Origin of the sequence: Acinetobacter sp. UBA6720, from assembly GCF_002454215.1 — a bacterium.
Lineage (GTDB): Bacteria > Pseudomonadota > Gammaproteobacteria > Pseudomonadales > Moraxellaceae > Acinetobacter.
Map to the genome: position 1 here is coordinate 1 of NZ_DKIK01000095.1, position 15127 is coordinate 15127.

Here is a 15127-nt window from a genome sequence, read left to right on the forward strand (position 1 = left end):
AAAAGCAGAACAAATTGCTTTAGGTGGCGGTGAAGCGGCGCGACAAAAACATTTGGCACGCGGAAAACTGTTAGCACGTGATCGTATTGATCAGTTAATTGATGCAGGCACGGCATTCCTTGAAATTGGTCAGTTGGCGGCACAAAACGTCTATGCAGACGATGTGCCTGCGGCTGGTGTCGTTGCAGGTGTAGGCCAGGTCAATGGTGTGACCTGCATGATCGTCGCCAACGATGCGACAGTAAAAGGCGGCACGTACTACCCACTGACTGTGAAAAAACACTTACGTGCTCAAGAAATTGCAGAGCAAAACCATCTGCCCTGTATTTATTTGGTTGACTCAGGTGGTGCCTATTTACCAATGCAGGACGAAGTTTTCCCTGACCGTGATCACTTTGGCCGTATTTTCTATAACCAAGCACGTATGTCCAGCATGGGAATTGCCCAAATTGCGGTGGTAATGGGCAGTTGTACGGCTGGGGGGGCATATGTACCTGCCATGTCTGATGAAACCATTATTGTGCGTAACCAAGGGACAATTTTCTTAGGTGGTCCACCACTGGTGAAAGCGGCAACAGGTGAAGTGGTCAGCAGTGAAGACTTAGGTGGTGGTGATGTGCACACTCGCCTGTCTGGTGTGGCCGATCATTTGGCTGAAAACGATGAACATGCCATTGCCATTGCTCGTAATATCGTGGCCAACCTAAATAAAACACCACATACACGTGCAACAGAGATTGAAGAACCGTTATTTGATGCAACAGAACTGTATGGTGTTGTGCCAAGTGATGCACGAAAGCCATTCGATATTCGTGAAGTGATTGCGCGCATTGTCGATGGTTCACGTTTTGATGAATTCAAAGCTCGCTTTGGCACCACCTTAGTCACTGGTTTTGCCAAAATCTATGGCATGCCCGTTGGCATCATTGCCAACAACGGTATTTTATTTTCAGAGTCTGCACAAAAAGGGGCTCACTTTATTGAACTCTGTACGCAGCGCAATATTCCCCTACTGTTCCTCCAAAACATCACTGGCTTTATGGTCGGTCGCCAATACGAAAATGAAGGTATTGCCAAAAATGGCGCCAAACTGGTCATGGCTGTTGCCACCGCAAATGTCCCAAAACTCACTCTTGTGATTGGTGGTTCATTTGGTGCAGGCAATTACGGTATGTGTGGTCGCGCATATTCACCACGCTTCATGTGGACATGGCCGAACTCGCGTATTTCGGTGATGGGGGGTGAACAAGCAGCAAGTGTATTGTCGACTCTAAAGCGTGATCAAATCGAAAAACGTGGCGAGTCTTGGTCAGCCGCAGAAGAAGATGATTTTAAACAACCCTTCCGTGACCAATTTGAACATCAAGGCCATCCATATTATGCATCGGCGCGTTTGTGGGATGACGGTGTGATTGACCCTGCACAAAGCCGTCAGGTGCTCGGTTTAAGTTTAGCCGCAGCCTTAAATGCACCCATTCAACCGACCAAATTCGGCGTGTTCCGCATGTAGGAGATGAGCGATGAGCTTTCAATATTTACAACTCGAACAACGCGACCAAGTGGCAACGGTATGGATTAATCGTGCAGAAATGCATAATGCCTTTAATACTCAAGTGATTGAAGAACTACACCGCTGCTTTAGCGAACTCAATACGCGTGATGATGTCCGTGTCGTGATTTTAGCTGGACGTGGCAAAAGCTTCTCGGCTGGTGCAGACCTGAACTGGATGAAAGAAGCGGGACAAGCCTCAGAGGCTGAAAATGAAGCCGATGCATTAAAACTGGCGAAAATGCTACAAAGTTTAGCGACATTAAAACAACCGACCATCGCCCGCGTGCAAGGCATTGCTTTTGGTGGTGGCATGGGACTGGCTTCTGCCTGTGATATTTGTGTCGCAAGCAGTGATGCTAAGTTTGCGACCTCTGAAGTGCGCTTAGGTTTAGCCCCTTCAACCATTAGCCCTTATGTGATTCGTGCGATTGGCGCACGTCAAGCTTCACGCTACTTTTTAACCGCAGAACGTATTTCTGCGGAACAAGCGCTACACATTGGTCTAGCGCATGTGGTGGCCGATGCTGAACAGTTGGATGAAAAAGTCGCAGAAATGGTCGATGCCTTACTTTTGGGTGGGCCAGAAGCACAAACAGCTTCAAAACAACTTATCCAAATGGTCGATCAACACGTGTTAACCGAAGCATTGTTGTTGCAAACCGCACAACATATTGCCCATGTACGCCAAGGATCAGAGGCGAAAAATGGCTTAAATGCTTTTTTAAATAAACACAGTCCAGTCTGGATCAAGACGACGGCATAACAACAAGAAAGGATATTGATATGTTTAATAAAATCTTAATTGCAAACCGTGGTGAAATTGCTTGTCGTGTGATCCGAACTGCAAAAAAAATGGGAATTGCCACCGTTGCAGTCTATTCAGATGCTGACGCTCAGGCACAGCACGTGCAACAAGCCGACGAAGCCATTTATATCGGCGAATCTCCTGCTGCACAAAGCTACCTACAAATTGAACGTATTATCCAAGCTGCCTTAGACACAGGTGCAGAAGCAATCCATCCAGGTTATGGTTTCTTATCTGAAAATGACCAATTTGCCAATGCCTGCCAAAAAAACAACATTGTCTTTATTGGTCCACCTGTAGATGCCATTTTAGCCATGGGCCTTAAAGCCACCTCTAAATCTTTAATGGAAAAAGCAGGCGTACCACTGACACCGGGCTACCATAGCACCAACCAAGATCCTGATTTTTTAAAACAACAAGCCGATGCCATTGGCTACCCTGTGCTGATTAAAGCCAGTGCTGGCGGTGGGGGTAAAGGCATGCGTTTGGTTGATCGCGGCGAAGACTTTTTAAGCCATTTAGCTTCATGTAAAAGTGAGGCGCGTTCAAGCTTTGGCAATGACGATGTTCTGGTTGAACGCTATGTGGTACAACCCCGCCATATTGAAGTGCAAGTGTTTGGTGATACGCATGGTAACTATGTGCATCTATTTGAACGCGACTGTTCAGTGCAACGTCGCCACCAAAAAGTCTTAGAAGAAGCACCTGCACCCAAAATGGCAGAACCAAAACTCGAAGCCATGCGCCAAGCCGCTATTGATGCAGCACGTGCAGTGGATTATGTCGGTGCAGGTACAGTTGAGTTTATTGTGGAACAAGATGGCACGGCCTATTTCATGGAAATGAATACCCGTCTGCAAGTTGAGCATCCTGTAACAGAGATGATTACAGGGCAAGATTTGGTGGAATGGCAACTACGTGTAGCTTTTGGTGAACCGCTACCGAAACAACAACACGAACTCAGTATTCATGGTCATGCACTAGAAGCGCGTGTCTATGCTGAAGAACCTGAAAAAGGTTTCTTACCTGCGATTGGTAAAATTCACTACCTACACTACCCTCAGCAAAATGAGCATGTCCGTGTAGACAGTGGCATTGTTGAAGGGGATGAAATCACGACCTTTTACGACCCAATGATTGCCAAATTGATTGTTTGGGCGAAGAATCGTGAAGCAGCACTCACGCAAATGCACCATGCTCTCAGTCAGTTTCATGTCAATGGCTTGGGCAATAACATTGCATTCTTAGACCGCTTGGTCCGTTCAGAATCGTTTAAAACCGCCAACCTAGACACCAACTTAATTCAACGTGAAGAAGCGTTTTTACTACAACACAATGAAACAGCCTCTTCAGAGCTTATTATCACGGCGGCATTGATTGAACTCTTGTCCCGCTTTGCCAGCAATCAAACAGCTGCAAATCCTGTATGGCAAGCCGAGTCTCTATGGCGTTTAAATATTAATGCCAGCTATGCCATTAAACTGGCACTGAACGATGAAGAACATAAAGTCTATTTCAGCCCAACGGCAAAAGGCTTTACCGCAAAATACAATGGAAATAGCATTTTCATTCAAGGTGAATTGTTAGAGACACATTTAGCTAAAATTGAATGTGCAAAAAGCAAAAAGACCTATGCTTATAGTTCAAGTCCGCAGGGCCTAACCCTATATGCAGATGGTCAAAGCTATAAATTTGCACATATTCAGCCTAACTTTAATACCGAAGATGATACTTCTGATGCCAATAACTTAAAAGCACCAATGCCGGGTGTGATTACGCAAGTCTTGGTACAAAACAACAGTACAGTGAAAAAAGATGAGGTTCTCCTCACGCTTGAAGCGATGAAAATTGAATATTCAATTCGTGCTCCACATGACGGCATTGTCTCTGCGGCTTACTTCCAAGTCGGTGATCAGGTCAAAGCGGGCGATGAATTGGTTGAGTTTTCAAGCTTGGAAGGTGCCGCATGAGTGAATTTGTCAGAATTGTTGAAGTCGGACCACGAGATGGTTTGCAAAATGAAAAGACACCACTCACTTTGGATGACCGTCGTAAACTGATTTTAGATTTAATGCAGACAGGACTCAGTGCCATTGAAGTGGGCTCTTGTGTCTCTGCAAAGTGGGTTCCACAAATGGCACAGAGTGATGAACTCTTTGCCAGCTTACCTAAAGATCCGAATATCAGTTTTAGTTTATTGACCCCAAACTTAAAAGGGTTTGAGTCTGCATTGGCTGTCGGCTGTCAGGAGGTTGCTGTTTTTACCGCAGCCTCCGAAAGTTTTACCCAAAAGAACATCAATTGCTCCATTGATGAAAGCTTTGAAAAATTTGCAGACATCATGACTGCGGCGAAAGCTCATCACATCAAAGTGCGTGGCTATGTGTCTTGTATTGTGGACTGCCCCTATGAAGGCGCAATTGCACCGAGCAAAGTTGCACACGTCAGTCAACGTTTGCTGGACATGGGCTGCTATGAAGTGTCCTTAGGTGAAACGATTGGTACGGCGACACCAGACCGCGTAAAAAAAGTCTGGCAGGCATGTTTAGCTGAAATGGATGCTGCGAGTTTAGCAGGACATTTTCATAATACTTATGGCATGGCGATTGCCAATATTTACCAGTCTTTAGAACAAGGCATTCGTGTATTTGATTCGTCCATTGCAGGTTTAGGTGGCTGCCCTTATGCCAAAGGCGCATCGGGCAATGTTTCCACAGAAGACCTTTACTACCTACTCTCCAACATGGGTTATGACACAGGGGTTGATCTTGATGCACTGATGATTGCCAGCCAAAACATCAGCCAAGTACTACAACGTACCAATCCATCTAATTATGCCAATGCCTACTGGCAAAAGCGCTGTGCCTAAGCCATTCAATTGATAACGAGAACACTATGGTCAATAAAGTTTATTCAAGTGCAAAGGATGCACTGCAAGATGTGGTTCAAGATGGTCAAACCCTAGCGGTTGGTGGCTTTGGCTTATGCGGTATTCCAGAAAGTCTGATTGCGGCCTTAAAACAAACGGGCGTGAAAAACCTTACCTGTATTTCAAACAATGCAGGCGTCGATGGTTTCGGCTTAGGTCTCTTATTAGAAAGCAAACAAATCAAAAAAATGATTGCTTCTTATGTGGGTGAAAACAAAGAATTTGAACGTCAGTTCTTAAGTGGTGAGCTTGAAGTGGAGCTCACCCCTCAAGGCACACTGGCAGAAAAACTCCGTGCTGGAGGTGCAGGTATCCCCGCCTTCTTTACCGCAACAGGTGTCGGCACACTCATTGCCGAAGGCAAAGAAGAGCGAGCGTTTAATGGTAAACCTTATATTCTAGAAAACTCGCTCACCGCTGACATTGCACTGGTCAAGGCGTACAAGGCCGATACTGCTGGTAACTTAATTTTCCGTAAAACCGCACAAAACTTTAACCCTGTATGTGCGATGGCTGGAAAAGTCTGCATTGTCGAAGTTGAGGAAATTGTTGAAATTGGCGCTTTAGACCCAGACCAGATTCACCTGCCAGGTATTTATGTCAATCGGATTGTGCTGAATGCAAACCCTGAAAAACGTATCGAACAACTCACATTAAAAGAGGAGGCTTAACCCATGGCTTGGTCTCGTAATGAAATGGCACAACGTGCAGCACTTGAGCTGGAAGATGGTTTTTATGTCAATTTGGGCATCGGCTTACCTACACTGGTGGCCAACTATATTCCTGAAAACGTCAACGTCTGGTTGCAGTCTGAAAATGGGTTATTGGGTATTGGCGAGTTTCCAACAGCCGAAACGGTCGATGCCGATTTAATCAATGCTGGAAAACAAACCGTTACCGCACGTCAGGGCGCTGCATTTTTCTCTAGTGCAGATTCTTTTGCCATGATCCGTGGAGGTCATGTCAACATCGCCATTTTAGGGGCCATGGAAGTCTCACAAAATGGCGATTTGGCGAACTGGATGATTCCGGGTAAAAAAGTCAAAGGCATGGGCGGCGCAATGGATTTGGTTGCTGGAGTACAAAAAGTGGTGGTGCTTATGGAACACTCTGCAAAAGATGGTACACCGAAAATTGTCGAGCAGTGTAGCCTGCCCCTGACAGGTAAAAATGTCGTACATCGCGTAATTACTGACCTCGGTGTCATGGACATTACTCAGGAAGGTGTGAAATTAGTTAAACTGGCGAAAGATGTCAGTTTTGAAGACATTCAAAAAGTGACAGGTGTTCCCCTCATCCGCTAATTCAACACCATTTAATACCAATAGAAAAATAATCCAATGCCTTTAAAGCAGCGATCCTGTTTTTAAAGGTATGGTTCCCATACATGAATAAATGCCTGCTATTCTTTAAACTAAACCAAAGATAAAACTTAATCCAAATAAGAAAAGGACGAATTCTCTTCGTCCTTTTCTCATTCTACAAATACTCAAAAAGTGTACTTATAGTGTAGGCTACTTAATTAAACACATTATTTAAATACACAACACGCTCGGTCGTTTTTTGGTTAAAGCACTTGGTATATTGCAATTGTTGATCTTGGGCACGTAACGCATCATCCCAATATTGTGACTGTTTTTGATAGGTTTCTTTTTCACTATCCGCCATTTGGTAGACACTTTTCTGAGAAATCACTTTACAGTCTACATCACGTTTTTCAAACCACTCGGTTTGGTCTTGTTGTAGCTGCTGTTTTTGTTCCTCAGTCAAGTTATCCCAAGTTTGATTCAGGCGTTCCACCACTTTAACTTGGTCTGCATCCAGTTCTTTTTTACGGATATTCATGGCTTTTTGAGCCAGTTCCATCTGCGCAACTTCTTGCTCGTTATACTGCTTCATATTCGCTTGGATTTCTGCATTTTCTTTTTCATAGGCTGCAAACTGCACTGCATTTTGTGTTACGAGAACCACACCATCAATCACACCATTTTGATTAGGTACGTTGAGGCTAATGCCCTCTTTATCTGTTTTTATGATGTTATAGCTAAATGCGCCTTGTAGCTGATCATTGTCCAAACGGAGTGAGTATTCACCATCTTCTAGGACATCGCGTAGAGTACTTTGATAACCATCTTCACACTCTTCACATGGACGCGCTAAAAATGCATTTTCAGCACGTTTCTGTAAACCTTTCGGGAAAATCACCACCAACTGGCTTTCACAGTCCAACTGCTTTGCTGTTTCTGGTTTTTCTGTGATTGTTGAAATGCCTTTAATTTCAAAACGAATGCCTTTATTAATTTGCGCTAATAGTTTTTCATCTGCCTCATATTCACGACTATCACGTAAACGGCGGTCTAAGGCTTTTAAATATTCCGTTTTTAAATGTGCTTGAATTTGTTCGACATTGGCAGGGGCTGTACAACTCCAATCCGACATATCTTGCGTCTCAGCAGCTGTTTCTGTTTTGTTCTCTGAACGATTGCAAGCACTCAAAAATAAGCTGCTCAAGATTAAGCTGGCAAAAATTGTTTTCTTCATCATTGTTATAAACCATAAGGTCGTTGTTTTCGCTGCGTATTTAACCAAAAAATAAAGCTTTACGCGAGTATATAAATAAAATAACCCTGCCTAAGCAGGGTTTAAATACCTTTTAATTAACCTTTTCAACACCACTTTCGCCTATTTCACGTACGACACCAGTGTCCGTATTTAAAACTTCAAACTCAATGCGGCGGTTTTTAAACTTACCTTCAGTGGTTTGATTATCTGCAATTGGCTTTTCTTGCCCATAACCGATCGCTCGAAGCTGTGCAGGATCGACACCTTTAAAAATTAAATAATCCACAACAGCTTGCGCACGGTTTTGCGACAAGGTTTTATTGATACTCGCATCTCCTGTTGCATCAGTATGTCCTATCACGGTCAGTTTGGCTTGAGGTGCTTTTTGCATCAGAGCCGCTGCCTGATCTAAAATCGACTTATTGGCATCGGGAACTGTAGATGAAGCCGTGTCAAAGTTGATAATTTGCAAATTTAATGCAGTCGCAACATCTAATGCTCGAACTTGCGCTGGGTTAATTTCAGCTAATGCACGTTCAGCATCACTAATACTGGTATCAATTGCACGATTCACATCTAGTGGTTGCTGTGTTGTAAGCTTCATATCCCTTAATAAAGGTTTAATTTGATCTACTATTTTAGCTGCATTGGCTGGATCGTTGGCTTGAATTGAGAGCTGATCACCCAACCAAGTAAGGTTAACATTTGGCACACCTTTTAGGGTACGCAAAACACTGGGGATCACGTCTTGATCAATAAACGCGGTATGATAAATGTTCTGTGTATCAACCCCACATCCAATGCTGTTGTTAAAAGTTTGCTTCACTTCCTTTTGCAAAATTTCAACATAGCTGGCATTCCCCGATAAAATTTGGCAAGTCACCAGATCCCCTGTCGCCCCAGTTGTGATTTGAAATTTTGCAGGTTGGCTGGCGCTCACGTTATTGGCAGGTGTTATTTCTGAATCTGTTTTATCTGTACAGGTTCTAAAAATAAACGCGAACAACGCAGCTAAAATAATCAAAGCAAAGACTGGCAGTAAAAAAGAGCGTTTTTCTTCTGATTTAGAGCTATATACACTTGTAGGTGAGACATGTGTAGCCTGCCCCTGTAAAGGATTTACCCCTAATCCAGACAGTAATGCTCTTGCCCACTCAGGCAGTGCATTGTTAATAGAAGCAGCATTCACCTGTAGCAAATGTAAAATCGCTTCGGGTTCAGAAGAACCTGCCTCTGTCGCTAAAAATGCCAAGGCAGGTGTAATCGAACGGCTCAAGGTACTTTCAATTTCATCGGTAGGGGCACTCCCCCTCACTTGTTCGAGAAATTGTTGCTTCAACCCTATATGTGATGCAAAAGCATCATTTAAACGTGGGTTGAGCTGCTGTTGAAATGCAGAAATTAACTCAGATTTTGACTTCAATACAGACAGTAAAATAGGTAAAAAAGATTGAATTGCTTGATTTTTTTCAAGTAAATGTTGTGTATCCCCTTCTAAAACAATAGCAGAGACATTTTGTTCTAGTAAATCCATAAAATCGACATTCATGAAATCTTACCCCCCACTTTTTTCGCATTGTTTTCATTGTCATTTTTTAGTTTATCTGCTCATTTTTTGTACTTTGTAAAATATTGTATTTACATTACTTTTCGTCAAATCAATAAAAAAGCCAGCCTAAGCTGACTTTTTAGTCAATTTTGAAATATAGGCTGGAACTTAAGAAATAAAAGTTTTTATAACTTTACCTTTCACGACTTGATTGATTAAAGGTGTATTTTTCCCTTGCGACAAAATATTGTCTTTATTCACAATCCAATCTAACTCTGGGTCAACCAATACCCAGCCTGCTTCAACAGTCCAACGTTCAAGCATATTTGCTACTGTTGCTGGTGCAGTTGTGACTTTCTCAACCCATTCCAAAGGACTAAATAAACCTTCGCGTACCAATTGCACACCGAAAGCCACATAGGTATCAAAAGCGCTAATGCCAGGCTGTGTTTCAGCAAATGGTGCTAGCTTTGCAGAGCTGCTCAATGGTTCATGATGGGTACAAATTGCGTCGATCACGCCATTTTTCACACCTTGGCGAAGGAACTCTTTATCTGACTCAGCACGTAGTGGTGGACGAACATGCGCAAGTGAGTTGAAACCATCAATCAACTGATCTGTTAAGTGCAGTTGATGCATCGCCACATCGCAAGTGACTGGCAGGCCTTTATCTTTAGCAATTTTGATCAAATTCACAGAAGCACCTGTAGACAGCAAACCAAAGTGCGCACGAACACCCGTTGCTTCAATCATCAACAAATACTTGGCAATCGCAATGGTTTCAGCAATTGCAGGAATCATCGGTAAACCTTGACGGGATGCAACGAAACCCTCGTGCACACAACCATCTTTGGCAATTTGTGGTTCCTCTGCATAAAACACCACAGTCATGCCTAGGCCTGCTGCATACTCTAAAGTACGTAGTACAACATCATCATCTGCAAAAGGCGCATTGGCATTTGACACTGCCGTACAACCGCCCTTTTTCAAACCTGCCATATTTGCAGGTTGCTTGCCTTGTAAGCCTTGGGTTTGGGCACCAATCACTTCTAGATAAATACCGCCATCCAACATGGCTTTTTCCATCAGACCATGAATCAAAGCACCATTATCTTGCACAATTGGTTTGGAGTCTGGTGGTGTAAACACATGTAAAATACCATTTTCACGTGCAGCACGACCCTCTGACTTTAATGTCCCGTGCTGTTGCTGACCTGGTTCACGTAGGCGTGCACATAAGTCCACCATAGTTGGCATCAACCATTTACCATGTCCATCCATAGTTTCTGTGATGTCAGCTGTTTCAGAAACCAACTTGCCATTTTCCACATATACTGTTTGAACCGTATCTGTTTGATGAATTGGGTCAAGGACACGTACATTTTCAATTTTTACAACAGTCATGACTTATTTCCTTACACCGCAATCGCGTCTAACAAACCTTGCTCTTGCAGTTGACCTTGCATTGCAAGCGCCAAAACTGCCATACGTACTGCAATCCCGTTGGTCACCTGATTTAAAATCACCGACTGTGGGCCATCGGCAATACTGGAATCAATCTCTACACCACGGTTCATAGGCCCCGGATGCATCACGATGCAATCAGGTTTTGCCATCGCAAGGCGTTCTTTGTTTAAGCCGTACATTTTATAGAATTCAGCTTGAGATGACAGCGCAGGCGAATCAATACGTTCATTTTGAATACGTAGAGTAATAATCACATCGCAGTCTTTAATCCCTGCTTCCATGTTATTAAAGAGACGTACACCTTCACCATATTCATCAAAACCATAGGGCAACAGTGTATTCGGTGCAATCACGCGAATGTCTTTACAGCCCAAAGTTTGTAATGCAGCAACATCTGAACGTGCAACGCGTGAATGTTTAATATCACCAATGATAGCAATTGAAATATCTTCAAATTTCTTTTTGGTTTCACGGCGAATGGTTAACATGTCCAACATGGCTTGTGTTGGATGTGCATGACGACCATCACCTGCATTAATAATTGCGACATGTGGACAAACAGTTTGGGCAATGAAATGTGCGGCACCTGACGATGAATGACGTACCACAAAAATATCTGCCGCCATCGCTTCTAAGTTCCACAAAGTGTCTCTTAGCGTCTCACCTTTGGAAGTACTCGAACGTGCGATATCAATATTTAATACATTTGCAGAAAGACGTTTTGCAGCAGCTTCAAAAGTGGTACGAGTACGGGTTGAGTTTTCAAAGAAGAGATTCATGACCGTTCGACCTTCTAAGAGGTTGTTCGTCATCAGCTGATTTTGGTCATTAAAAAAGGACTGCGCAGTGTCCAATATTTTTGTAAGAGTTTCTTTAGAAAGACCTTCGATGGTAAGGAAGTGTTTGAGATGACCATCTTGGTTGAGTTGAATCTGACTCGGAGTATGCAATGCTGCCAAGTGCATGAGAGATTCCTTCTACGTTAAGTTAACGCATTATACAGATTTTCTTTTTGATTTGGACCTCAGTTTAAAACAATTGCCTTAATTATCATCGGCTTCAAAACTAAGATTATGAAATTCTTATTTATTATTTCAATTAGTTAAATTAAACATTTTTTAGCATCTATTTTCTCAAAATTTTACTCAAATCCATTGAGGATCATCTAGCACATTGCACATTCTTTCACCGATACGTTTTGCATCGCTATAAAAAAGCCCTCTTTCGAGAGCTGATCAAATTTGAATGATTGTTATCGTAAAGCACCAATATAGTGATGCGACACTTGAGCTCGGTAAATTTCTTCTTCGGTTGCTCCTGACTCATAGCGACTGTTATTCATGTTTTTTGGTTTCTCGATAGCTTCTGGTTCCTCATAGTTGAATAAGTCCATAACACTATCTAAACGGCTCACCAAACGAATCAATTCGGCATCCTCTGTGCTTAAAGCTAACTCCGCCATTTGACGCGCATAACTTGGATTTTCAACTAAATAAAGCACATCAATTACGCGCCCCGATACACGGCGCAGACGTGCATAAAGTAAAGTTGCAATTGAAAAAGTATCAGCATGACTTACAACACCTCGGTCTAACTTGGTCGACATATTCTTCCCCTTTCAAATGAAAAATATTTACTGATGACTTATAAAAATCATTCAATAAATTAAACTTGCAAGGATTTAGCAAAATGCGTACCAAAAACGTTATTGTTCACATGGCAATTCATTTATTTTGCTATTTCCTAAAGCTAGAAGCACATTAAAAAAACCATTCAGAGGCAAAATACGTTAAACTTTAGCGAGTTTATTTTGTTTTATTTTGGTCTCTCAAATTTATGAATACCGCTTCACGTTTAAGCAGCTATTGGGTTACTTGTGCTGATGGGTTAGAAACCTTACTCCAAGAAGAATTAGAAGGTTTAGGTGTTCAAAACATTGAACGTTTCCCTGGGCGTTTAGTTTTCAAAGGCACTCTTGAGCATGCCTATCGCATTTGTATGTGGTCACGTCTTGCATCACGTGTACTCACGCCTATTCACGTCCACGAATTAGAACGTAGTCATGATGCACGCGATGTTGCTGAAGAGCTCTATGAAGGTGCAATCAATTTTGATTGGTCTCTGATTTTTGCACCACAAAGTACCTTTGCTGTACGTTTACATATTGAACGTGAAATTAAGGTCAACAGCCAGTTTGCAACGCTACGTGTAAAAGACGGTATCGTCGATTCATTTATGGAAGCTGTGGGTAAGCGCCCAAGTATTGACATTAAGCAACCTGAAATTACCATTTATGCACTCGCAGGCAAAACTGAACATACCTACTGTTTAGACTTATCTGGTGACTCACTGCATAAACGTGGCTACCGTCGTTATATGACTGATGCCCCAATTAAAGAAAACTTAGCGGCTGCGATTTTACAAAAAGCCAAACTGCTGTCAAAAAGACCCGATATTTTCCTCGATCCAATGTGTGGTTCAGGGACATTCATTATTGAAGCGTTGATGATGCTGACAGACCGTGCACCCGGCTTAGTCCGTCGTTTCGGTTTCAATGGTTGGAATGGTCATAATCACGAACTATGGATGAGCATCAAAGCGGAAGCAGCTGATCGACATCAGGCAGCGTTGGAACAACCGCTCCCTAAGTTCTATGCTTTTGATGCTGACTGGGAAGCAGTAAAAGCCACCAAACAAAACATCATCGCTGCAGGATTTGAACGTCTACTCGACCACATTCAAATCGAAGAACGGACTTTGGCAGATTGGCCAAACTTCGAAGCAGAAGGAAAAACAGCCTTTATTGTGACCAACCCACCTTATGGTGAACGCTTAGGCGATAAAGCGTCTAACCGTGCTTTATATTTAGGCTTATCTGCTTTATTGCAAAAAAACTTCCCAAATCAAACTGCAGCAGTCATCGCCGCAGCCGTTGAGCAAGCCGATGTATTGGCGCTGAACGACCCGCAAACCATGCGCTTGATGAATGGTAAACTGCCAATTTATGTGCGTTCAGGTTGTGTTAAGCCTGTGGCAGTAGTTAAACCTTTCTTGGAAACATGGCAGCCACAACAGTTTGAAGCAATTGAAGGAGCTGAAGACTTTGCTAACCGCTTGCAAAAGAACATGCAAACTTTAAAGAAATGGGCAGTGAAAGAGAACATTCACTGTTTGCGTTTATATGATGCTGATCTTCCTGACTTTAACGTCGCAGTCGATTTGTATGGTGATCGTCTCCACGTCCAAGAGTACGCACCACCGAAAAAAATTGATCCTGAAAAAGCCAAGAAACGTTTCAATCTTGCTTTACAGGCGATTCGTGCAGTAACAGGTTTAGGTCGTGATGCGATCTTTATCAAAACACGTGCTCGTCAAGAAGGTAAAAACCAGTACACCAAACAAAGTACAGCTTCGAAACGTTTTATCGTACAAGAAGGCAAAGCAAAAATCTTAGTCAACTTAACCGATTACCTAGATACTGGCTTGTTCTTAGACCACCGTCAAATCCGTCTACGTATTGCACAAGAAGCGCGTGGTAAGCACTTCTTGAACTTGTACAGTTATACCTCTACAGCCAGCTTACATGCAGCTTTAGGTGGTGCAGCAAGTACAACCAGCGTCGATCTGTCAAACACCTATTTGAGTTGGTCTAAAGAAAACTTCGTCTTGAATGGCTTAACGGTCGATCATGCCGATGAACAACACCAGTTCTTTGCCAGCGACTGTTTTGAGTGGTTGAAAGAAGGTCATGAACAGTATGATCTGATTTTTATTGACCCACCAACTTTCTCAAACTCAAAAAAGTTCTACGGTACCTTTGATGTACAACGTGACCATTTATCATTGCTTAAACGCGCCATGAACCGTTTAACCACAGATGGTACTTTGTACTTTTCAAACAACTACCGTGGCTTTGAAATGGACGAAGAAATTTTGGCGTTCTTTGATGTCGAAGAAATCACCAGTGAAACCATTGGGCCTGATTTCAAACGTAATCAAAAAATCCATCGGGCATGGAAAATCACCCATCCAAAAAATTAATGCATTAAAGATGAAACTTGATCTCATATTTCATCTTCATTAAATTTTACATGGACAATTTTCAAAGATAAAAAGGGACGAAATACGTCACTGCTGTCCCATAAATATCACAAGAAGAACTCCAGCTGAGGTTCTTCTTGCTTATTCCACTTTTTGTCAGGTAAAAACAGAGCCTTCAATGGTTTCCTTTCAAATAAGTTCACCTGAATAATTCTTAATAAT

At 42.6% G+C, this 15127-nt stretch carries 12 protein-coding genes; 7 read left to right on the forward strand and 5 right to left on the reverse strand.

The window, feature by feature from the left end; translation table 11 throughout:
* From B4F08_RS08725 to B4F08_RS08750, 6 genes are all read left to right on the forward strand, one after another.
* A partial coding sequence (locus tag B4F08_RS08725) for a carboxyl transferase domain-containing protein (protein WP_291374154.1) occupies positions 1-1510 on the forward strand: 1510 nt, incomplete at its 5' end.
* A gap of 10 nt (positions 1511-1520) precedes the next feature.
* Entirely contained in the window at positions 1521-2315 is a 795-nt protein-coding gene (locus tag B4F08_RS08730; protein ID WP_291374155.1) for an enoyl-CoA hydratase/isomerase family protein, read from the forward strand.
* 20 nt (positions 2316-2335) lie between these two features.
* The gene (locus B4F08_RS08735) at positions 2336-4327 is read left to right on the forward strand and encodes an acetyl/propionyl/methylcrotonyl-CoA carboxylase subunit alpha (RefSeq protein ID WP_291374156.1); all 1992 of its coding nucleotides are present in this window, start codon (positions 2336-2338) and stop codon (positions 4325-4327) included.
* Positions 4324-5226 (forward strand): hydroxymethylglutaryl-CoA lyase, encoded by a 903-nt coding sequence (locus B4F08_RS08740; protein WP_110975265.1) that lies wholly within the window; start codon positions 4324-4326, stop codon positions 5224-5226. The genes B4F08_RS08735 and B4F08_RS08740 overlap by 4 nt, the downstream gene beginning before the upstream one ends.
* A 26-nt stretch (positions 5227-5252) precedes the next feature.
* Positions 5253-5957: a CoA transferase subunit A gene (locus tag B4F08_RS08745; protein ID WP_086207838.1), complete on the forward strand. Its 705-nt coding sequence runs from the start codon at positions 5253-5255 to the stop codon at positions 5955-5957.
* Positions 5958-5960: 3 nt separating this feature from the next.
* Positions 5961-6590 (forward strand): CoA transferase subunit B, encoded by a 630-nt coding sequence (locus B4F08_RS08750; protein ID WP_291374157.1) that lies wholly within the window; start codon positions 5961-5963, stop codon positions 6588-6590.
* Between the two features lie 214 nt (positions 6591-6804).
* On the opposite strand, the gene B4F08_RS08755 is transcribed toward B4F08_RS08750, so the two are convergent.
* The 5 genes from B4F08_RS08755 to B4F08_RS08775 form a co-directional block, all read right to left on the reverse strand.
* A complete protein-coding gene (locus tag B4F08_RS08755; RefSeq protein ID WP_171264400.1) occupies positions 6805-7827 on the reverse strand; it encodes a DUF1311 domain-containing protein in 1023 nt (340 codons plus the stop codon).
* A gap of 112 nt (positions 7828-7939) precedes the next feature.
* Positions 7940-9397, reverse strand: coding sequence for an OmpA family protein (locus B4F08_RS08760; RefSeq protein WP_110975264.1), 1458 nt, complete (start codon positions 9395-9397; stop codon positions 7940-7942).
* A gap of 168 nt (positions 9398-9565) precedes the next feature.
* The gene (locus B4F08_RS08765; protein ID WP_086207841.1) at positions 9566-10801 is read right to left on the reverse strand and encodes a dihydroorotase; all 1236 of its coding nucleotides are present in this window, start codon (positions 10799-10801) and stop codon (positions 9566-9568) included.
* An 11-nt stretch (positions 10802-10812) separates the two neighbouring features.
* The gene (locus B4F08_RS08770; RefSeq protein ID WP_086207842.1) at positions 10813-11829 is read right to left on the reverse strand and encodes an aspartate carbamoyltransferase catalytic subunit; all 1017 of its coding nucleotides are present in this window, start codon (positions 11827-11829) and stop codon (positions 10813-10815) included.
* A gap of 287 nt (positions 11830-12116) precedes the next feature.
* Complete coding sequence (locus B4F08_RS08775; RefSeq protein WP_110975262.1) at positions 12117-12470, reverse strand: hypothetical protein; 354 nt, start codon at positions 12468-12470, stop codon at positions 12117-12119.
* A gap of 230 nt (positions 12471-12700) precedes the next feature.
* Here B4F08_RS08775 and rlmKL point away from each other — a divergent pair, with 230 nt between their 5' ends.
* Positions 12701-14905 (forward strand): bifunctional 23S rRNA (guanine(2069)-N(7))-methyltransferase RlmK/23S rRNA (guanine(2445)-N(2))-methyltransferase RlmL, encoded by a 2205-nt coding sequence (rlmKL, locus tag B4F08_RS08780; protein ID WP_291374158.1) that lies wholly within the window; start codon positions 12701-12703, stop codon positions 14903-14905.
* Positions 14906-15127 lie beyond the last annotated feature (222 nt).